This window comes from Streptomyces sp. NPDC101178 (assembly GCF_044767965.1).
Lineage (GTDB): Bacteria > Actinomycetota > Actinomycetes > Streptomycetales > Streptomycetaceae > Streptomyces.
Genome location: NZ_JBIWOZ010000004.1, coordinates 636,471 through 656,951 on the forward strand (window position 1 = coordinate 636,471; position 20,481 = coordinate 656,951).

18 protein-coding genes are annotated in these 20,481 nt (G+C 71.7%); 5 read left to right on the forward strand and 13 right to left on the reverse strand.

The features are described 5' to 3' along the window. Nucleotides 1–26: 26 nt before the first annotated feature. Together ACIRR8_RS15160 and ACIRR8_RS15165 are read left to right on the forward strand one after the other, a co-directional pair. On the forward strand, nucleotides 27–2,537 hold the full coding sequence (locus ACIRR8_RS15160) for a ThuA domain-containing protein (protein ID WP_404064342.1): 2,511 nt from the start codon (nucleotides 27–29) through the stop codon (nucleotides 2,535–2,537). After that, on the forward strand, nucleotides 2,534–4,774 hold the full coding sequence (locus ACIRR8_RS15165) for an OmpL47-type beta-barrel domain-containing protein (RefSeq protein ID WP_404063979.1): 2,241 nt from the start codon (nucleotides 2,534–2,536) through the stop codon (nucleotides 4,772–4,774). The genes ACIRR8_RS15160 and ACIRR8_RS15165 overlap by 4 nt, the downstream gene beginning before the upstream one ends. 35 nt (nucleotides 4,775–4,809) lie before the next feature. Here ACIRR8_RS15165 and ACIRR8_RS15170 read toward each other — a convergent pair whose 3' ends face one another. Both ACIRR8_RS15170 and ligD read right to left on the reverse strand, forming a co-directional pair. Continuing rightward, complete coding sequence (locus ACIRR8_RS15170) at nucleotides 4,810–5,877, reverse strand: ABC transporter permease (protein ID WP_404063981.1); 1,068 nt, start codon at nucleotides 5,875–5,877, stop codon at nucleotides 4,810–4,812. Continuing rightward, entirely contained in the window at nucleotides 5,874–6,899 is a 1,026-nt protein-coding gene (gene ligD, locus ACIRR8_RS15175; RefSeq protein WP_404063983.1) for a non-homologous end-joining DNA ligase, read from the reverse strand. Before ligD ends, ACIRR8_RS15170 begins: the two co-directional genes overlap by 4 nt. 76 nt (nucleotides 6,900–6,975) lie before the next feature. Here ligD and ACIRR8_RS15180 point away from each other — a divergent pair, with 76 nt between their 5' ends. From ACIRR8_RS15180 to ACIRR8_RS15190, 3 genes are all read left to right on the forward strand, one after another. Continuing rightward, nucleotides 6,976–8,037, forward strand: coding sequence for an ATP-dependent DNA ligase (locus tag ACIRR8_RS15180; protein WP_404063985.1), 1,062 nt, complete (start codon nucleotides 6,976–6,978; stop codon nucleotides 8,035–8,037). A gap of 92 nt (nucleotides 8,038–8,129) precedes the next feature. After that, nucleotides 8,130–9,095: a polyphosphate kinase 2 gene (ppk2, locus tag ACIRR8_RS15185; protein ID WP_404063987.1), complete on the forward strand. Its 966-nt coding sequence runs from the start codon at nucleotides 8,130–8,132 to the stop codon at nucleotides 9,093–9,095. Nucleotides 9,096–9,212: 117 nt separating this feature from the next. Beyond that, nucleotides 9,213–9,632 carry an ATP-binding protein gene (locus ACIRR8_RS15190; protein WP_404063990.1) on the forward strand — a complete coding sequence of 140 codons (420 nt, stop codon included), beginning with the start codon at nucleotides 9,213–9,215 and terminating at the stop codon, nucleotides 9,630–9,632. Between the two features lie 39 nt (nucleotides 9,633–9,671). Here the strand turns inward: ACIRR8_RS15190 and ACIRR8_RS15195 are convergent, their stop codons facing one another. The 11 genes from ACIRR8_RS15195 to ACIRR8_RS15245 form a co-directional block, all read right to left on the reverse strand. Beyond that, entirely contained in the window at nucleotides 9,672–10,067 is a 396-nt protein-coding gene (locus tag ACIRR8_RS15195) for an STAS domain-containing protein (protein ID WP_404063993.1), read from the reverse strand. After that, nucleotides 10,064–11,155, reverse strand: coding sequence for a B12-binding domain-containing protein (locus ACIRR8_RS15200; RefSeq protein ID WP_404063996.1), 1,092 nt, complete (start codon nucleotides 11,153–11,155; stop codon nucleotides 10,064–10,066). The genes ACIRR8_RS15195 and ACIRR8_RS15200 overlap by 4 nt, the downstream gene beginning before the upstream one ends. After that, nucleotides 11,152–12,816, reverse strand: coding sequence for a PP2C family protein-serine/threonine phosphatase (locus ACIRR8_RS15205; RefSeq protein ID WP_404063999.1), 1,665 nt, complete (start codon nucleotides 12,814–12,816; stop codon nucleotides 11,152–11,154). The genes ACIRR8_RS15200 and ACIRR8_RS15205 overlap by 4 nt, the downstream gene beginning before the upstream one ends. 181 nt (nucleotides 12,817–12,997) lie before the next feature. After that, on the reverse strand, nucleotides 12,998–14,299 hold the full coding sequence (locus ACIRR8_RS15210; protein WP_404064002.1) for a lytic transglycosylase domain-containing protein: 1,302 nt from the start codon (nucleotides 14,297–14,299) through the stop codon (nucleotides 12,998–13,000). Nucleotides 14,300–14,336: 37 nt separating this feature from the next. Then, nucleotides 14,337–15,107 (reverse strand): hypothetical protein, encoded by a 771-nt coding sequence (locus tag ACIRR8_RS15215; RefSeq protein WP_404064005.1) that lies wholly within the window; start codon nucleotides 15,105–15,107, stop codon nucleotides 14,337–14,339. A gap of 57 nt (nucleotides 15,108–15,164) precedes the next feature. Then, nucleotides 15,165–15,695, reverse strand: a complete 531-nt coding sequence (locus ACIRR8_RS15220) for a hypothetical protein (protein ID WP_404064008.1) — start codon at nucleotides 15,693–15,695, stop codon at nucleotides 15,165–15,167. 20 nt (nucleotides 15,696–15,715) lie between these two features. Then, complete coding sequence (locus ACIRR8_RS15225) at nucleotides 15,716–16,324, reverse strand: hypothetical protein (protein WP_404064010.1); 609 nt, start codon at nucleotides 16,322–16,324, stop codon at nucleotides 15,716–15,718. Continuing rightward, on the reverse strand, nucleotides 16,321–16,842 hold the full coding sequence (locus ACIRR8_RS15230; RefSeq protein WP_404064013.1) for a hypothetical protein: 522 nt from the start codon (nucleotides 16,840–16,842) through the stop codon (nucleotides 16,321–16,323). Before ACIRR8_RS15230 ends, ACIRR8_RS15225 begins: the two co-directional genes overlap by 4 nt. Beyond that, a complete protein-coding gene (locus ACIRR8_RS15235; RefSeq protein WP_404064016.1) occupies nucleotides 16,839–18,110 on the reverse strand; it encodes an MlaD family protein in 1,272 nt (423 codons plus the stop codon). Before ACIRR8_RS15235 ends, ACIRR8_RS15230 begins: the two co-directional genes overlap by 4 nt. Continuing rightward, a complete protein-coding gene (locus tag ACIRR8_RS15240) occupies nucleotides 18,107–19,345 on the reverse strand; it encodes an MCE family protein (RefSeq protein ID WP_404064019.1) in 1,239 nt (412 codons plus the stop codon). The genes ACIRR8_RS15235 and ACIRR8_RS15240 overlap by 4 nt, the downstream gene beginning before the upstream one ends. Next, nucleotides 19,342–20,481, reverse strand: coding sequence for an MCE family protein (locus ACIRR8_RS15245; protein ID WP_404064021.1), 1,140 nt, complete (start codon nucleotides 20,479–20,481; stop codon nucleotides 19,342–19,344). The genes ACIRR8_RS15240 and ACIRR8_RS15245 overlap by 4 nt, the downstream gene beginning before the upstream one ends.

Below are 20,481 nucleotides of genomic sequence, written 5' to 3' on the forward strand. Positions count from 1 at the left end.
GACCACAGAAGGGTTGGGTGACCCACATGCACGGCGCACCGCATCACCGGTCCAGATCACGACACCGACGCGGCCTCGCGGCGGTCGTGGCGGCCGGCGCACTGACCGTGTCCTTGCTGAGCGCGGGCGGTCCGGCGAACGCGGGCACGTCGCCGGACCGGGATCTGGTCGAGAAGATGGCGACAACGTTGTCCCTGCCGTCTCCGCCGGGCGCGAAGAACCAGGTGAAGGTGCTGGTCTTCCACGCGTCGGCGGGCGACGAGGCGCCGTACACGGACGCCGGGATCGCGGCGATCGAGAAGATCGGGCAGAGCGGCCCGGAGGCCGGCAGGTTCACCACCGTGGCCACCGCCAACCCGAACGTCTTCACCAACGGAAAGCGGCTCGGCTCCTTCCACGCGGTGGTCTTCCTCACCGGCGGCGGCGATGTCCTGGACCCGGAGCAGGAGGCCGGCCTGGAGGCGTACATGGAGGCGGGCGGCGGCTTCCTCGGCATCCATGACGCGGCACGCACCGAGCCGTACTCGGACTGGTTCACCGGCCTGGTGGGCGCCCGTCCGGCGGCGAACAGCCCGACCGCCGTGCAGCGCGCGACCGTCGAGATCGGCGACCGGGTCCACCCGGCCACCAAGAGCCTGCCGCTGGAGTGGAAGCGCCCCGACAAGTGGCTGAACTGGACGAAGAACCCGTCCGGTGAGGTCCACACCGTGGCGCGCGTAAGGGAGTTGACGTACAAGCCGGGCGCGAGCGCCAACGGCTGGGACCACCCGGTCTCCTGGTGCCGCGACTACGACGGCGGCCGCTCCTTCTACACGGCGATGGGCGGTACGGCGGACAGCTTCGCCGAGGCCGACTTCCGCGACCATCTGCGCGGCGCCCTCGCCTGGACCAACCGGTCCTCGCAGGCCGACTGCAAGGCCACCATCACCTCCAACTACACGGCCGAGCGCCTCACCCAGCCCAACCAGCCGGGCCAGAACGACCAGATCGGTGAGCCGCACGGGCTCGTCACCGCTCCGGACGGCAAGGTCTTCTACATCGGGCGCGGCGGCGCCGCGAGCAGTGTCCCGGTCGTCACCGACTGGAACAACCCGAACGTCGGCAAGGGCAAGGGCGAGATCCACGTCTACGACCCGGCGACCAAGAAGGTCACCCTCGCCGGTGCCCTGGACGTCTTCGGCAACAAGGGCGGCGGCGACGAACTCACCAAGAACGAGGAAGGGTTGCTCGGCATCGAGCTGGACCCGGACTTCACCTCCAACGGCTGGGTCTACCTCCACTACACCCCGCACGCGAAGATCGACCGGGACAAGCACATGGCGACCCGTCAGGTCTCGCGTTTCACCTACGACTCGGCCTCGGGGAAGCTGGACCTCGCCTCGGAGAAGGTGCTGCTCGGCTGGCCGGTGCAGATCCACAGCTGCTGCCACGCGGGCGGTGGCATGGCGTGGGACTCGAAGGGCAACCTGTACATCGCGACCGGTGACACCAACTCCTCCGGTTTCAGCAGCGGTTACTCCGGCAACAACCCGGAGCCGAACTTCAAGGGCGTCTCCTTCGCCGACGCCCGCCGCACCTCGGGCAACACCAACAACCTCAACGGCAAGATCCTCCGCATCCACCCCGAGGACGACGGCACCTACACCCTCCCCTCCGGCAATCTCTTCACCGGCAAGGAACCGGACGAGGGCGGCGGGAAGACCCGGGGCGAGATCTATGTGATGGGCGTACGGAACCCGGCCCGGATCTCGATCGACCCCGCCACCGACACGCTGTACGCGGGCTGGGTCGGCCCCGACGCGGGCGCGGCCTCCACCACCTGGGGCCCGGCGAAGTACGACACGTTCGCCGCGATCACCAAGGCGGGGAACCACGGCTGGCCGTACTGCATGGGCAACAACCAGCCCTACCGGGACCGCAATCTGCCGGACCCGTCCAAGCCGCTCGGCTGGTACGACTGCAACGCGCCGAAGAACGAGTCGCCGCACAACGACGGCCTGGTCAAGCTGCCGCCGGTGACCCCGAACACCATCTGGTACTCACCGCAGGGCGGCGGGGTCGACTACCCGCGCGACGCCAACGGTGTGCCGAGCTACAAGGCCGAGGAGCAGAAGGAGCTGCTGCCCTGGCTGAAGGGCGGCGGCCAGGCGACCATGAACGGCCCGGTCTACCGATTCGACGCGCAGAGCGAGTCGACGGCGAAGTGGCCCGCGTACTGGGACGGCAAGTGGTTCGTCGGTGACTTCTACGACGACACGCAGCCGCGCCACGCGGTGATCACCGACCCGAAGACGGTCGGGAAGGGCGGACTGCCCGTCCACGCCGAGTCGTTGAAGAAGATCATCCCGGTCGGCAACGACGGTATCCGCAACCTCATGGACTGGAAGTTCGCACCGGACGGTTCGCTCTACGTCCTGGACTACGGGCGTGGCTTCTTCACCTCCGACTCCAAGTCCGCGCTCTGGCGCGTGACCTACAAGGGCGGCGCGGCGACTCCGGCCGCCAAGGATCTGGTTGGAAAGGCGGCAGCGCAGTGAGACACCCCACGTACCTCGCCCGGCGGCGGCATCGGCCGCCCAGCTTCTGGGTGGCCCTGATGGCCTCCCTGCTCATGGTCCTCGGGCTGACCTCGACGGCCGCGTACGGCAAGGGGGATGACGCTCCCGCCGCCCAGGCCGCCGACCAGGTGCTGACCTGGACGGCCGGCGACCCGATCGACCACTATCTCACCGCTCCGCAGACGGCGGTGGCCGGCAAGGCGACCATCGTCTTCGAGAACAGCACGGCCACCGGCAACACCACGAGCATGCCGCACACGCTGACGTTCAGCGTCTCGGACCCGGAGCACAACAACGACGTCCAGGTGAACATCCTGGCCAACCCCGGTGACTCCGAAGGCGGCAAGCACAGCGTGGAGGTCACGCTGACGCCGGGCACGTACCTCTACTACTGCACGATCCCGGGCCACGGCGAGATGAAGGGCGTCCTGACCGTCACCGAGGGCGGTGGCGAGGAGGACACCGAGGCCCCCGCGACCTCGGCGAAGGTCGACGGCGACCAGAACGGCGACGGCGCGTACATCGGCCAGGCCACCGTCACCGTCGAGGCCACCGACGCGGGCTCCGGCGTCGACACCGTGGAGTACGCGCTCGGCGCCGACGGGGAATGGCAGCCGTACACCGCGCCCGTCGTGGTGAACGAGGTCGGCGACCACACGGTCCGCTACCGGGCCACCGACAAGGCGGGCAACGTGGCGGCGGAGAAGTCCGTCGACTTCGCGGTCGCGGCGCCGCCGACGGACGACGAGACACCGCCGGAGACCTCGGCGACCGTCTCGGGCGAGCAGGACGGCGACGGCGCGTACCTGGGCATGGCCACGGTCACCGTGACCGCGTCCGACACCGGGTCCGGCGTCAACACCATCGAGTACGCGCTCGGCGCGGATGGTGAGTGGCAGCCGTACACCGCACCGGTGATGGTTCACGAGGTGGGCGAGCACACCGTCCGCTACCGGGCCACCGACCGGTCGGGGAACGTCGCGGCCGAGAAGACCGTCACGTTCACCGTCATCGAGCCGCCGTCGCAGGACCAGACGGCTCCGGAGACCTCGGTGAAGCTGGAGGGGAACAAGAACTCCGACGGCGCGTTCATCACCAGCGCCAAGGCCACGATCACCGCGACCGACGACGACTCGGGCGTGGACAAGGTGGAGTACAGCCTGGACGGCGGCCCCTACCTCGCGTACACCACTCCCGTGATCGTCGACCGGGTCGGCCACCACACGGTGGCACACCGGGCGACGGACAAGGCGGGCAACACCTCCGAGGCGAAGAGGGTCTCGTTCACCATCGCCCAGGGCGGCGGGGTCCCGGCGCCGAACTGCGCGGAGTTCGACGAGCGGCACACCGTCTTCGTCGGCACGGTCGACACGGGCGTGCCGAACCGGATCACCCGCAACCGCTGCACGATCAACGAGCTGATCGAGGACGAGAAGGACTGGTCCTCGCACGCGCTGTTCCTCAAGCACGTGACGACGGTCCTGGACAAGCTGAAGACCGACGGCGTCATCGACCAGCGCGAGCGCAAGGCGATCAACCAGGCCGCCAAGCAGTCGGGCATCGGCAAGCCGGGCCAGTCCGAGGGGTACACCAAGCTCTTCGACGGTACGGCGGCCTCGCTCGCCAAGTGGCAACACGTGGGCGGCGGGCAGTTCGGGCTGAACGAGGAGGAGGGGTCCATCACCAGCTCCACCACGGTCGGCGGCATGGGCATGCTCTGGTTCCCGACCCGTGCGTACGGTGACTTCTCGCTGAAGCTCCAGTGGAGGGACGACGCCCCGGGCGCGGGCAACGCCAACGGCGGGGTCTTCGTCCGCTTCCCGAAGGTCCACGACCACCCGGAGGAGTCCCGTCCGGAGTGGGTCGCCATCAAGTACGGCCATGAGATCCAGGTCAACGACCGGCCGGACGGCGACATGTACAAGACCGGTTCGGTCTACGGCTTCGACCGGGTGGGCCTCGGCGGCGCCGGGGTCACGCCCAAGGGCACCTGGAACGACTACGAGATCAAGGTGGTCGGCCAGCACTACGAGATCTACCGCAACGGTGTCCTGATCAACGAGTTCGACAACACCGGCGGCCAGCTCTTCGAGCCGCCGCGCGGTGACGACCCGGGCACCGACGGCCGTCGGTTCGCCTCCGGTTACATCGGGCTCCAGGTCCACGGGGTCACGGACGTTATCTCGTACCGCGACATCCGGATCAAGGAGCTGTAAGCCGTACAGGATGCTGTAAGCCGTACGGAAGGGTCTCAGGAGGCCGTGGCCGCATGCTCGGGCGTGCGGGCGCGGCCTCCTGGGTGCCGGTGGCGCCACACCCAGAACACCGTGCAGGAGACCAGCGCCCAGGCGGCGAGCACCAGATACGGGAAGACGAACTGGTGGCCCTGGTAGTAGACGGCGGTGTGCTGCGCGTTGACCGAGGCGCCCGGCGGCAGCCAGCGGCCGATGTGCCCGAGCGCGGACGGCAGCAGCGGCCAGGAGACCGCGCCGCCGGAGGACGGGTTGCCGAGCAGCACCATGACGCCCCAGGTCGGGATCATCGCCCAGCGGCCCATCAGGGTGTTGAACATGGTGAAGACCATGCCGGAGGTGAACATCGTGAAGGCCAGGATCAGCCAGGACTGGACGAAGGGCAGGTCCACCGCCCCCAGCCACCAGTCCACGGCCGCCGCGATGGCGAACCCGCCGAGCAGGGCGTACGCGGCGGTGAACGCGATGCGTTCCGCCGGGTTGAGGCCGTGCGCGTGGACGCTGAGCTGGATCGCGCCGAGGAAGCCCATGATGACGGCGGCCAGCGAGATGTAGAACAGCGCGAGCCCGCGCGGGTCGCCCCGCTGGAGCGGCTTGACGTCCCGGACGGTGACGTCGACCCCGGTGGCATCGCCCACTTCGAGCCCCGCCTTGCCGAGCAGCTCGGCCACGGAGGCGCCGGACGCCCCGGCCACGTCGAGCGCAACGCCGGTGTCGGCGGCGCGGACGATCGCGAAGACCTTCTGCTCGTCCAGGGCGCGGCGGGCGTCGGCGACGTCCGGATACTCACGCAGTTCGAGCGAGGCGTCGAGCGCCTTCTCCATCCCGGTGACGAACGCCTCGCCGCGCTCCACCTCCGGCTGGGTGACCAGGGCGGCCGGGATGCGGTGCGGGGTGGGGTTGGCCATCGCGTAGGTGTAGGAGCCGGCGAAGAGTCCGGCCGCGGCGGCGACGATGAGGACCAGGACGGTCGCCGGGAGGAACGGGCTGTTCTTGTACGCCTCCCAGCGCTCGCGCGGTGTCAGCGGCCGGCCGTGGGCGCCGTGCTTCTCACTGCTGCCGCTCACGCGGGATCGTCACCGTCGTCGTGGCGTGCGCGGCTGGGCTGCACCCGCTTCGGTTCGCCGGGCATCTTCGGGTACTCCGGCGGGTACGGCATGTCCCCGAGCCCGCGCTCCTTCTCGTCCCGGTCCGCCAGCTCCAGCAGCCCGTCCAGCCGGAACGCCTCCTGGTCCATGTCCGCGTGGACGTCGCCGAGTTCGGCGTACCGCACCGGCAGCGTGCGGATGTCGAAGTCGCGCGGTTCGGCGTCGTCGATCTCCTCCCAGCGCAGCGGTGCCGAGACCGGGGCGTGCGGGAAGGGGCGTACGGAGTAGGCGGAGGCGATCGTGCGGTCGCGGGCTGTCTGGTTGAAGTCGACGAAGATCCGCTCGCCGCGCTCCTCCTTCCACCAGGCCGTCGTCACCCGCTCCGGCATCCGCCGCTCCAGCTCGCGCCCGGCGGCGATGGCGGCACGCCGGACCTCGGTGAAGGTCCAGGCGGGCTCGATGGGGACGAAGACGTGCATGCCGCGCCCGCCGGAGGTCTTGGGCCAGCCGCGTACGCCGTGGTCCTCCAGGACCGAGCGCAGCTCGTGGGCGGCGGTGACCGCGTCGGCGTAGTCGGTGCCGGGCTGCGGGTCGAGGTCGATGCGGAGTTCGTCCGGGTGGTCGGTGTCGCCGGCCCGGACCGGCCAGGGGTGGAAGGTGAGGGTGCCGAGGTTGGCGGCCCAGATGACGGCGGCGAGTTCGGTGGGGCAGAGCTCGTCGGCGGGGCGGCCGCTGGGGAAGGCGATGCGGGCGGTGGGGATCCACTCGGGGAGGTTCTTCGGGGCGCGCTTCTGGTAGAAGAAGTCGCCCTCCACACCGTCCACGAACCGCTGGAGCGTGGTCGGCCGGTGATTGAGGGCACGGGTGATCCCCGGACCCACGGCCAGGAAGTACTCGGCCACGTCCCTCTTCGTGTAGCCCTTCGCCGGGAAGTACACCTTGTCCGGGTTGGAGAGCCTCACCGCTCGTCCGCCCGCGTCCAGCTCCACCGCAGCTCCCATGACGGCCACCGTAGGCTGGTCGCACATATGCCGCATATCGGGAGACACGGTCAGATGGCCGGTCCAGAATCGGGCCATGGACCTGCCGGTGATGCCGCCCGTGAAGCCGATGCTCGCCAAGTCGGTGGCCAAGATCCCGCCGGGCATGAGCTACGAGGCCAAGTGGGACGGTTTCCGGGCGATCGTGTACCGGGACGGTGACGAGGTGGAGATCGGCAGCCGTACGGGCAAGTCCCTGACCCGCTACTTCCCGGACCTGGTCGACTCCGTACGGGACAACCTGCCGCCGCGCTGTGTGCTCGACGGCGAGATCGTCATCGCCCACGAGGGACGGCTCGACTTCGACCGGCTCAGCGAGCGCATCCATCCGGCCGACTCCCGGGTGCGGATGCTGGCCGGGCGGACCCCGGCCAGCTTCGTCGCCTTCGACGTCCTCGCGGTCGACGACACTTCCCTGTTGAGCACCCCGCAGGTGGATCGCCGCGCCGTCCTGACGGCCGCTCTCTCCGGCGCCTTGGCGCCCGTACTCCTCGCTCCGTCCACCACGGACATCGAGCTGGCCCGCGAGTGGTTCGACCGGTACGAGGGAGCGGGGCTGGACGGGATCGTGGCCAAGCCGCCGGACCTGCCGTACCGGCCCGACACCCGCGTGATGTACAAGATCAAGCACGAGCGGACCGCCGATGTCGTGGTGGCCGGCTACCGGGAGCACAAGAGCGGCCCGGTCGTCGGCTCGCTCCTGCTCGGCCTGTACGACACCGGGGGCGTGCTCCAGCACGTCGGGGTCTGCGCGGCCTTCCCGATGAAGCGGCGGGCCGAACTGGCGGAGGAGCTGGCCCCGCTGCGCTGCGCGTTCACCGACCATCCGTGGGGAGCATGGGCCGAGGCGGCGGCACGCGAGGCCGCGCGGCTGCCGGGGACGCAGAACCGCTGGTCGGGCAAGAAGGACCAGTCGTGGGTGCCGCTGCGGCCGGAACGGGTCTGCGAGGTGGCGTACGACCACATGGAGGGCGACCGGTTCCGCCATACGACGCAGTTCCGGCGGTGGCGCCCCGACCGGGACCCGGCCGGCTGTACGTACGGGCAGCTGGAGGAGGTCGTCTCCTACGACCTGGCGCGGGTGTTCGCGGGCGGCTGATCCGGCAGGGCCGCCTCCGCGGACATGAGTGGCGGTGACGGGGGCACCAGGCTGCGAGCGGGGGTGTGCCGAGGAGAACGGGGAACAAAGCGATGACCGACGGCCCGACGAGCGACCCGGCGGAGCTGCTGAAGGGGCTGACCGTCGACGGACGGCGGCCCGAGCAGCCGGTGCTGCTCGACGAGCGGGGCCGCCCGCTGGAGACCTGGCGGGAGAACTACCCGTACGAACAGCGGATGCGGCGCAGGGAGTACGAGAAGGAGAAGCGCATACTCCAGATCGAGCTGCTGAAGCTCCAGCGCTGGGTGCGGGAGAGCGGACAGCGGCTGGTGGTCCTCTGCGAGGGCCGCGACGCAGCGGGCAAGGGCGGGACGATCAAGCGGTTCACGGAGCGTCTCAACCCGCGTGGGGCGGGCGTGGTCGCCCTGGAGAAGCCGACCGAGCGCGAGAGCGGTCAGTGGTACTTCCAGCGGTACGTGTCCCATCTGCCGACCGCCGGCGAGATCGTCTTCTTCGATCGCTCCTGGTACAACCGGGCCGGGGTGGAGCGGGTGATGGGGTTCTGTACGCCGGAGCAGCACGGCCATTTCCTGGAGCAGGCGCCGCTGTTCGAGCGGATGCTCGTCGACGACGGTGTGCTGCTGGTGAAGTTCTGGTTCTCGGTCTCCCGCAACGAGCAGCGCACCCGGTTCGCGATCCGGCAGGTCGACCCGGTGCGCCAGTGGAAGCTGTCACCCACCGACCTGGCCTCGCTCGACCTCTGGGACGACTACACGGCGGCGAAGGTCGACATGTTCCGGGCCACGGACACCGAACACGCGCCGTGGACGGTGGTGAAGAGCAACGACAAGAAGCGCGGCCGCCTTGAGGCGATGCGCAGTCTGCTGTGGCGGTTCGACTACGACAGCAAGGACGACAAGGCCGTCGGCACGCCGGACCCGCTGATCATCGGCGCCGCGGACACGCTCCTGGAACCGGGCGAGGAGCGGTCCGACCTCTCCCCCACCCCGCTGGCCACCCGGGCCCACGGGCCGGGCGACCATCCCGAGCGGCCCTGAGGGCGGGGCCGGCGGGTGAGCCATCGGGGTGAGCCAGGTATGGAGGTGGCGACAGGGGGAATGCGGTGGTTTCTACCCGGAGTGGACGAGATCGACGGCACGGAAGGAGGTACGGGCGTGTACAGCACCCCTCCCGTACGTCACACGGACGATCCCTCCTCGGAGACTCCGCGGACCGCGGGCGAGGCGCGCGATGTCGTGACCCGGCTGCTGGCGGCGGAGTTCGACGAGTTGTCGGACGAGATCCTCTCGAACGTGGTCGTGGCGGACGCCCTGCTGGTGACCTCGGAGATCGTCACCAACGCACTGCGGCACGGCGGCGGCCTCACCGGCTTCTCGGCCCGGATCACCGACGGCGGGCTCCGGCTCGTCGTCGACGACGCGGACCCGCTCCATCCGGTGCTGCAGGACCCGCCACCCGGGTCGGTCGGCGAGGGCGGTTACGGCTGGTCGCTGGTCCACCGGCTCACCCGGCAGCTGTCCGTCACCTCCCACCAGGGCGGCAAGCGCATCGTCGCCGTGGTGGCCCTGTTCTGAGCCGCCGCGCCGCCCGGCTCGGCGCCCGGCGGCTGCGGCTCAGGACGAGGGTGACGGACGCTGCTCGGTGGACGGTGCCGCCTCGCCGGCGCTGTGCCGGTCCCGCTGCGAGGCGAAGAGGTGCTGGATCCCGGTGATCCGCATGATCCGGACCAGGAACGGCGGCGCGTCCTCCACATGCAGGTACACGCCTTCGGCAGCCGCGTCCCGGTGGACCTGCAGCAGGGCCGATACGCCCATGGAGTCGCACAGCCTCAGCTCCGCGCAGTTCAGGCGGAGGTCACGCAGCTCCGGCCGGACGGCCAGCCAGTCCCCCGCCCGCACCACCAGTTCGCGGCTGGTGTCGTAGTCCAGGTCCCCGGTGAGGCGCAGCCGGACCCAGCCCCGGCCCTCCTCGGCGGTGACGGTGAAGTACGGCGTGGGCAGGGCGGTCATGCGGAGGCTCCGGGTGACTGGTCGGTGGTGGGCACGGCCTCGTCCAGGTGGAGGCGGGCACGGTCGAGCATGCGGGTGGCCCGCGGGAAGTCCTTGAGCTCGGCGCCCAGGGCGTCCAGCGCGGGGCGCAGGGACCGGGCGGGCACGTTGCGGGCCGTCAGGACGGCGGCGGTCCACCGGATGAAGTCGGTGAAGAGGTCGTCGCTGTCGGTGTAGAGGGCCACGCCGAGGAACTCCACGATGTGGGCGATGTCCTCGGCGGTCCGCTCGCGCTGCGGTCCGGAGTACTCCGCCATCGCCGGGAAGTTCTCCTCCAGGTACGCCAGCACCACCCGGACGAGCCGGGCTCCGGCCCGTGCGACGAGGGTGTACTCCTGGTCGGTGAGGTGCGCCAGGCCGTCGGCCTCGCGCCGGCCTGGCGCCAGATCGGGGGCCGGGATGCCGTCGGCCAGCCGCCGGGCCGCGGCGCGCGCGTCGGGCGCCCAGGCGTCGGCGCCGAGCAGATGGGCGTAGCGGCCGTCCGGGCCGAACGCCGCGCCGCCCGCCAGCACGGGCACGCCCACCGCCTGGCACGCGGTGATCGCGGTGTGGGCGGTGGGCAGCCGGGTGGCGAGGGACGAGGAGAGGGCCACCGCGTCCGCGCCGGTGTTGTGCAGATGGGCCACCAGGTGCGGGGTGGGCACCTGCGCGCCGAGGAAGTCGACCCGCCAGCCCCGCAGGGTGAGGACCTCGGCGAGCAGCCGGGCGGGCAGGCTGTGCCACTCCCGGTCCACGCAGGCGACGGTGATCCGGCCGCCGTAAGGAGCGGGCCGGTGGGCCGGGTGGTGCGCGAGCGCGGCGATCACCCGCTCGGCGATCGCGGTGGCCGCGTGCTCCTGGGCGACGGTCAGCCGGTCGGCCTGCCAGGCGTGGCCGACCCGGGCCTGCACGGGGGCGATCACGTCGAGCAGGACCGACTCGGCGGATGTCCCGGCGTCCAGGGCCCGCAGCACGATGTCCGCGGCGCGGTACTCGTCCCGGCCGGTCACCGCGGTCCACAGGTCGGCGCGCAGCGTGTCGAGACCGGGAGCGTCGACGGTGGTGGTCATGAGGTGTACCTGCCCCGTGTATGGCCGTCCACCGCGCTCAGATGGGTGGTCCGCGGTGCGGTGATGGCGACCATCGCCTGATCGTCGTGGCCGCCGCCGCGCAGCCACTGCGCGGTGAGCATCCTGATGTGCTCCACCATCGCCTCGCCGGGCATGCCGCCGCACTCGGTCAGCGCCCGCTTCAGCCGTTCTTCGCCGAAGAGTTCACCGCCGAGCGGGCCGCCGCGCGCCTCGGTGACGCCGTCGGTGTAGAGCAGGCACGTGTCGCCGGGGAACAGGACGGACTCGACGGTCCGGGCCGTCACCTGGTCCAGGGCTCCGACCAGGGTGCCGCGGGTGGGCACCTCCTCGACCCGGCCGTCGTCGCGCACCACCAGCGGCGCCGGGTGGCCCGCCGAGGTGAGGCGCAGGCGCACCTGGTTCTCCGTGCGCCGGACGGATGCCAGGACCAGCGTGGCGAACCGGGTGTTGTCGGTGTTCAGCAGCGCTCCGTTGAGGAGTTGCAGCACCCGTTCGTGGTCGTCGGCCATCGGCATCAGGGCCTGGAGCGTGTTGCGGATCTTGCCGGTGAGGACCGCGGCCTCCAGCCCCTTGCCGCAGACGTCGCCGAGCACCACGAGTGACGGGTCGGAGGGCGTGGGGCCGGGGTGGACGTCGTAGAAGTCGCCGCCGACCCGCTCGTGGGAGCTGGAGGGGCGGTAGCCGCCGGCGAACTCGACGCCGTGCACCCGGTGGAGGCGCGGCGGCAGCAGATCGCGCATCAGCGTGCGGGTGATGCTGTGCTGTTCGGCGTAGAGGCGGGCCGCGGACAGGGCGGCTCCGGCGCGGGCCGCGAACAGCCGGGCGAACGTCTCCTCCGTCTCGCTGAACCCGCTCCGGGTGTCCGCGCGGAGCAGGATCAGCGCCCCGGCGGGCACGCCGTGGCCGGGCAGCGGGGTCACGGCCACCGAGCCGACCGCCGTACCGAAGCCCTCGGGCACGAGCCAGTCGGGCAGCGACGTCGCGTCGATCCACCGCGACGGGACGGGCGGGAAGCCCCTCAGCGCCTCGGCGAGACCCGGTACGTCGGAGGGCTCGGCCGCGATCATGTCCTGCCTGGCGTCCTGGCCCTGCACGGCAAAGGTCACGGGGAGCCGGCGGCCCGCCGCCGGCGCCACCACGACGGCCGCGTCGGCCAGGAATCCGGCGGCCAGCCGGGCGGTGGCGGCCATGCACCGCTCGAAGTTGAGCGAGGACAGCAGGACGTTGGACGCCTCGGCGAGGAACCTGGTGCGTTCGCGTTCGGTGGTCAGCGCCTCCTCGGCGGCATACCGGGCCGTCTGGTCGACCAGCCACCACACCACCTCGCCGTCCGCGCGCCGGGTCGGATGGGCCTCGAAACGCCGGCCCTCGAACCCGCCTTGGACGGCGGGGAGCCGCGAGCCGCCCTGGTGCACGGCGTCCTCGGCCACCGCGGCGGTGGCCCGGGCCAGCCAGGCGAGGCGGTCCGGCAGCGGGGCGTCCTGCCGGACGCCCGGGAGCATGCTCGTGTCCCCGCCGATCCGTACGGCCGTTCCGGCGCGGTCGACGACCACGATCGCGGCGTGCGGCGGCCGGCCCCAGTCTGTCGGAGTGGATCGCTCCTTCGTGGGTGTGCCGGTGTCTGCCTTGGGTGAAGCCATGAGGGGGGACCCGCCTGCGGCGAGTCGCACCACCTTCCGGTCGGAACGAACTGTTTCCTTCGGGCAAACATCTCGGAGGCCGCCCCAAATATCAACCCGATCCCGTGTGCGTCCACCGTGCGGGTCACCTGTGGCACAGGATGGTCACGTCACTCTTTCGATAACTTCACACATTTTCGGCTCAGGTGGCGGACGGGGCGGTGGTCGCGGGGTCAGGGGTCGCGGGGTCGGCGGTTCCCGGGTCGGTGGGGGCTGCGTCGGTGGGGGTGGGGTCGGTCGGGCCCGGGTCGGTGGGGCCGGGGCCGGGATCGGTGGGAGTGGGGGTGGGTGTCGGGTCGGTGGGGGTGGGTTCGGTGGGGGTGGGGCCCGGGTCGGTGGGTCCGGGGTCGGTCGGGCCGGGGCCGGGATCTGTGGGGTCGGGGGTGGGATCCGTCGGGCCGGGCGTCGGGGTCGGGGTGCCGGGGTCGGAGGGGCTCGGGCTCGGGGAGCCGGGTTGCGTGGGGGCGGGTGTGGGCCTGGGGCCCGGCGGGCGAGTGGGCTGGGGGCCGATGACGATGCCGCCGCCACCCTTGCCGGGCTCCTCGGACGCACCGGAGCCGACCGGTGCCTTCGGCCGGTTCACGCCACCGGGCCCGGGACTGACGGGAAGGACGCCTTGCCCATCGGCGACCGGATGGGTGCCCTGGCGGTAGAACTCCAGCCAGGACAGCACCGTACGGAGATAGGCGCCGGAGCGGTTGTAGCTGAGGATCGCCCGGTCCAGGTCGGCCCGGACGGTCAGATCGCGGCCCCCGGCGCAGAGGTAGTCCCCGGCGGCGAGAGCGGCGTCGTAGATGTTGTTCGGGTCCTTGCGGCCGTCGCCGTTGCCGTCCTTGGCCCAGTTCACCCAGGTGGACGGGATGAACTGCATCGGCCCGACGGCCCGGTCGTACGTCCGGTCGCCGTCGAACACCCCGTCGTCCGTGTCCCGGATCAGCGCGAAGCCCACTCCGTCGAGCGCGGGCCCCAGGATCGGCGTGAGCGTCGTGCCCCGCGCATCGACCCGCCCGCCCGCCGCCTGCCCGGACTCCACCTTGCCGATCGCCGCCAGCAGCTGCCAGGGGAGCCGGCAGCCGGGGTCGCTGCGGCGTAGGGACCGCTCGGCGTTCCGGTACGCGGTGAGCACGGTCGCCGGGATGCCCGCCTCGGAACGGGGCCGGGCGACCAGCGGAAGCGTCGGTTGCGTCCCGGCCCGTGGCGGCTTCAGGGGCGCGGGCGGCCGCGGGCTCTCCAGCGGTGGCAGCTCGGTGTGGTAGGAGTCGTCGCCCTCCACCTCGCTCCACACCACGTCGTCCGTGCCCGACGCGGCCCGCCCTTCGCGTGTCGCCGCCACCGCGTCCGCGTCACCGAAGCCGGGCGCCTGGGACGCGGTGAGCGCGGCCATCGCGGCGACCGCCGTGACCGTACCGGTGAGCTGGCGGCGCACCGTACCGTTGAACCTCATAGCTGATCCCCTCTCCCCGGCTGCCCGGCCTGGCGGTTCAGCGGGTGAACGTGTCGATGGCGGCGATCCGCCAGGTGTCCCCACGGCGGACGGCGTCCACGGCGAACATGGCCGCAGCGAAGGTCGTCTCCTCGTCCTTGCCGGTACGGGTGTTGCTCTGGTCGGCGAAGATCAGCAGCCGGGCGCGGTCGCCGTCCAGATACGCAACTCCGCTCGCGGTGACGGTCGTGGTCAGGACGAGCTTCTGCCGCGGTGCCTGCTCCCGTACCTCCGCGAGCATGTCCTGGTGCTGCTGCACGGCCCTGCCGGTCAGGTACGTCTTAGCCGCACGGTCCGAGCGGGCGGGCGAGGCGTAGTCGTACGAGAACACCGCACCGACCGCCTCACCGATCCGGCCCTTCACCTCGCTGGTGCGGGCGATGTCGGTGAGCGCGGTGTTCTGCCGGGCGGGCTCGTCCCGCAGACTCGCGGCCGAGGCGAACGCCCAGGCGGCGAAGGTCCCGAGGAGGACGGTGAGGGCGCAGAGGAGTGCGGGAAGGCGGGGGCGGAGCCGCCGCCGGGGGGTGGCTGCCGCCTCGGGCTCCGGCTCGGACCCGGTGACAGCCACCGGCTCGGACCCGGCCCCGGTGACAGCCTCCGGCTCGCTCCGGGACTCGGTTACGGCCTGCGGCTCGCGCTCAATCGGCGTTGCGGCCTCCGCCTCCACTTCCGTGACGGGCTTGGAGACCGGCTCGGTCGACGGGCTCGGCCGGGATGGCGAAGTGGCCATTCTTCGGCGGCGGTTGACCAGGTGGCGCGTGGTCGACATGTCGGAGGGTCCTCTCGGATGCGGGGCGGCGGGGCCTGCGCGGGTACGGGGCGGGGTTCAGCCCGCCGTGGAGCCGACGGGTGCCTGGCCGAGGGCGCTGAGCTTCCAGCCCGCGGAGGTCCGGGTGAGGGTGCCGAGCATCCGGCTCTCCTTCACCGCCGGGTCGCCCTTGGGTGCGGTGACGGTGACCCGGAGCGCCACCATGACCCCTGCCCGGCCCGCTCGTTCGTCGAGTTCGGTCACCGCGCCGGAGAGGACCTTCGCGGTGCTGACCGTCTTCGCCGCCACGATCTGTTTCGCGAACGCGTCGCGCCCTTCGACGAGTTGGCGGTGGAGGTCGCCGGTGGTCGACTCCTCCCAGCTGTCGAGTCCCCTCTCCAGCGTGCGGTGGTCCAGGGTGTTCATGTTCTGCACCGCCTGCTCGCCCGCCGCCAGCGCGTCGTCCCTCGCCTGCGCGTACGAGGCCGATCCGTCGTGAGCGGCGTCGTAGCGCTGCCAGCCGCCGTACCCCGCCGCTCCGGCCGCTACGACCGCGAGCGCCGTCGCCGCGATCACCAGGGGGTTTCTCATCGTTCCCGCGCCTGCCATGTGCTGCCTCTCCCCTGCCGTCATATGGAGCTGATCTCGACGATCCGCCAGCGCTCGTCCCGCAGTTCGGCGGTGACGGAGAGCTGTGCGGAGGCGGTGGTGGCGGGCCGGCCCCGGCGTTCGTAGACCTGGTCGAGGAAGACCAGGAGGTGGGCGCCGGTGCCGGTCAGCCGGGTCACTCCGGCCCGTACGACATGGGTGGTGAGCGTCAGCTTCTGGTCGGCGGCCTGCTTCTCGACCTGGCCGAACAGGGCCGCGTACTGCTGGAGCGCCTTGCCCGCGAGGACCTCCTGCGCGGCCTCCTTCGTGAGGCCGGTGGCGTCGGGGCCGTACGAGAAGACGCGGCCGAGCGCGTTGCTGACGTCGCCGGTGACCCGGGTGGTGGCCTCGGTGTCGGTGAGGGCGAGGTTGGTGGTGGCCGGTGTGTCGCGCAGCTCGCGGCCTTCGGCGAAGAGGAGGCCGCCGGTCACGAGGAGAGCGAGCGCCAGGACGGCGCCGAGGACGCGAGGCCACCGGGGACACCGGCCGGGCTCGTCGGTGCTGTCCGGTTCGACGGCGTCGGGTTGGACGGCGCCGACCTGCTCCTCGCCCTCAACGGCTTTGCTCAGCACCACTGTTCGTTCGCTCATCCGCCGTCTCCCGCCGCCATCGCCGTGAGCGCCTTCACTTTCCAGCCGGCCTCGGTACGGGCGAGCGTGGCGGTGAAGCGCTTGCGCTGGGTGCCGGGTGCGCCCGTGCGCGGAGTGACCTCGACGTCCACGGTGGCGATCAGCTCCGCCGTGCCGGTGCGGTCGTCCAGGGCGGTGAGCGCCGCCGAGGTCACCTCGGAGTCGGCGGTGTCGCCCGCTTCGGTGAGCGCCTTCGCGTCGGCGGCGGAGGTCCGCTTCAGCTGGTCGTGGAGCGGTCCCGTCGCGGCCTCGCGCCAGGCCCGCAGCCCGGCGGAGACACTGGTGGCGTCCTTGCCGTCCAGGCTGTTCAGCGTGGCCAGGTGCCGCTTGCCCTGCGCCAGTGCCGCGTCGCGGGCCTTGGCGTACGCGAGGGTGCGGTCGCCGCGCGCCTGGGCGTACGACCAGGTGCCGAGTCCGCAGACGAGCGCGGCGGCCAGCAGGACGGCCCAGCCGCCGAGGTGCCGGGTGCGGAGCGTCATGAGCCACCGCCTCCCAAACCCAGGAGTCCGGCCATGCCGGGGGCGGGAGGTGCGGTACCGGGCGTGGTGCCGAGTGCGCCGGGGAGCCGGTCCTTCACGTCAGTGCCGGCCCCCTCCCCCAGCAGCATCGAGCCGGGCTGGGCGGGTGCGGGCACCGGGCCGCCCTTCGGCGCGTTGGCGCTTCCTCGGACGTTGATGCCGGTACCGGCTGAAGAGGAGCACCGGGCACCGGAGTTGAGCGCGGGAGCCGGTGAGGTGTCGAGTCCGTTGCGGTAGGTCGTGGCGCCGTATCCGGCGGTGCAGGGCAGCGGCTCGAAGAAGGTGACCGACATACCGAACCGGGCCCCGTCCTCGTCGACCGCGCTCGATCCGGCCGCCGCCACCGCCGGCAGCTTCACCAGCAGTTCCTCCAGGCCTCGTTGGCGGGTGACGGCGACCTCCGAGGTGGTGAGCAGGTTGGCGACGACGACTCCGAAGGCCGGGTCCAGGTCGCGCAGCAGTCCGCTGATCTGTACGGCGGCGTCCGGCGTCGTCGCGATCAGCCGCCGCAGGTCGCCGTCGGAGCTCTTGAGTTCGGCCGCCAGCTCCTTGGCGCCGGAGGCGAACCCCTTGAGCGCCGCGCCCTGTTCGGCCTGGGTGCGCAGCACTCTCTCGCCGTCGGCCATCAGCCGGGTGGTCGTCGGCAGTGCCCGGTCGGCCGCTTCGACGAAGTCGCCGCCGCTGTCCAGCAGCACCTGGAGGTCGTCGCCGCGCCCTTCGAAGGCGGTGCCGAACTCCTCGACCACCGTGCGCAGATGCTCCAGGTCGACCGAGCTCGCGAAGTCGTTGACGCTGGTGAGAACCTCGGTGGGCGGTGCCGGGAGGGTGGTGTCGGCCGCCTCGATCACCGAGCCGTTGCCCAGGTAGGGGCCGGCGGAGCGGGTCGGGCGCAGGTCGACGTACTGCTCGCCGACCGCCGAGAGGTTGGCGACGACGGCCTTCAGGCCGTCCGGGATGGGCGGGGCGTCCTTCTCGATCCGCAGCTCGGCCTCGACACCGTCCTCGGTCAGCTCGATGGGCCCGACCCGCCCTACCGAGACGCCCCGGTAGGTGACGTTGGAGTGGGTGTAGAGACCGCCGGTCTGCGGGAGTTGGACCGTGACGGTGTAGTAGCTGCGCAGTCCGACGTAGTGGCCGAGGCCGGCGTACCGGACGCCGAGGTAGCCCAGGACGAGCACGGCGATGACGAGGAAGGCGATGTTCTTGAGCCGGATGGCGGGAGTGATCACGGGGTGCCGCCCTTCTCCGAGGCCTCGGGGCCCGACGTACGCGACACGGCCGGCAGCGGAAACGGCAGCGCGCCGCGGGCCGCCGACGCACCCTCCGTACCGCCTCCGCCGTCCTCGCCGGGCGGCTCGTGCGGTGGCGGGGGCAGGGTCGGGTCGTCCGGCGTGAGGGCCGGGATGATCCGGGTGCCGGGTGCGGCCGTGACGTCCAGGTAGACGTTCAGATAGTCGCCCTTCACGCCGCGCAGCACCTCGTCCGTGAACGGGTACGTCAGCGAGGCCTGGAGCGCGTCGGGCAGGTCCTGGCCGGAGTCGGCGAGCGCCTTCAGGGTCGGGGCGAGCGCCTTCAGGTCGGCGATCATGTCCGCCTTGCTCCGGTTGACCGTGTCGACTGCCACCGTGGAGAGCGTGTCGAGCGAGCGCAGCATGGTGAGCAGCGAGCCGCGCTGCTTCTCCAGGACCTTCAGTCCGGGGCTCAGGCCGGTGAGGACCGTTCCGACGTCCTGCTTGCGGGTGGCGAGCGTGGCGGCGAGCCGGTTCACGCCGTCCAGGGCCCGCGTGATGTCGCCCTTGTTGCTGTCCAGGTCGGTGACGAGGGTGTCGACCCGCTTCAGCATCGAGCGGATCTGCGGCTCCTGGCCCGTGAGCGCCTTGTTCAGCTCGGTGGTGATGGTCTTGAGCTGGTTGATCCCGCCGCCGTTGAGCAGCAGGGAGAGGGCGCCGAAGACCTCTTCGACCTCCGGGTTGCGGTTGGTGCGGGTGAGCGGGATGCGGCCGGTCTCCGCCAGCGAGCCGCGGGCGGTGCCTTCGGCCGGCGGGGTGAGCTGGATGAACTTCTCGCCGAGGAGGCTGGACTGTTCGAGGCGGGCGTAGGCGTTGGCCGGGAGCTCGATGTCCCCGTTGACCCGCATGGTGACCCTGGCGCTCCAGCCGTCGGCGGCGAGGTCGATCCTGGTGACGCGTCCCACGGAGACGTCGTTGACCTTGACCGAGGACTGCGGTGCCAGGCTGAGCACGTCGCCGAACTCGGCGGTGATCTCGTACGGCCGGTCGCCGAGGTCGGCGCCGCCGGGCAGCGTGATCTGCTCGATGCCGGTGAGGACCGGGCCGTCGGTGCGGACCACGACCAGCGCGATCAGCGCGCCGGTGGCCAGCAGGGCCACGGCTCCGGTCGCCGCCCGGACAGCGGTACGCGTGCCGGTGGCGCGCTTCCCGGTGGTGCGCGAGGAACCGCTCATCGTTCCGCCCCCTTCCTGTCGTCCGGCTTCTGCTGCGCCGGCTGTTTCTCCGGCGTCCCGAAGACCGTCCCGACCTCCGGCAGCGGCAGCACCGGCAGAGCCTTCCGGCGGTTGGCGTCGACGGGCGCGAGCCCGGGCGGCGGGCCGGCGGCCGCGTCCGGGTCGACGAGCGGGCCGCCCATGGAGAGCTCGTTGAGGTTGGCGCGGCCGTTCAGGGTCCGGTTGGCCGGGTCGTACGCGTTCAGGACGTTGCCCGCCGCCAGCGGCAGCGTGTCCATCGCCTCGGCCAGCGAGGCGCGTTGGTCGGCCAGGGCCTGGGTGATCGGGACCAGCGCGTCGACGTTCTTCTTCAGCGCGCCCCGGTTCTTGGCGATGAACGTCTTCACCTGGCCGAGCGCGGCGCCCAGCTCCTTCAGCGCCGCGCTGAGGTTCTTCTTGTCGTCCGCGAGGAACGAGGTGACCGAGTTCAGCTGCTGCTCGGCGGTGCGGACCTCGCTGTCGTTCTCCTTGAGCATGGTGGTGAAGGACTGGAGGTAGGCGAGGGTGTCGAAGAGGTCGCCGCTGCTCCTGTCGAGGGTCTTGGCGGCCTTGCCGAACTGCTCGACGGAGTCCCCGATGGCCTTGCCGTTGCCGTCCAGGTTCCTGGCACCGGTCTCCAGGAGCCGGGCCAGTGCCCCGTCGGCGTTGGCCCCGTTCGGGCCGAGCGCCGTGGTGATCTCGGTGATGGAGGCGTACAGCTGGTCGACCTCCACAGGTGTGGCGTTGCGTGCGGCGGGGAGCTGGGCGCCATCCGCGAGGAGCGGTCCACCGTCGTAGGCCGGGGCGAGCTGGACGTACCGGTCGGCGACGAGGCTGGGGGCGACGACGACCGCGTGGGCGCCCTTCGGCACCTTGACACCTTCGTCCAGCCGGAGGACGACCTTCACCTCCCGGCCTTCGGGCGTGACGGACTCGACCGTGCCGACCCGGACGCCGAGGATCCGCAGGTCGGACCCGGCGTAGACGCCCGTCGCCCGCTCGAAGTAGGCGGTGACGGTGGTCCGGGAGTCCTCCCGCACCGCGCTGACCCCGGTGGTGGCGGCGACGGCGACGACCGCGAGTCCGGCGCCGATGCCGATGATGCGTGTGCGTCTCAT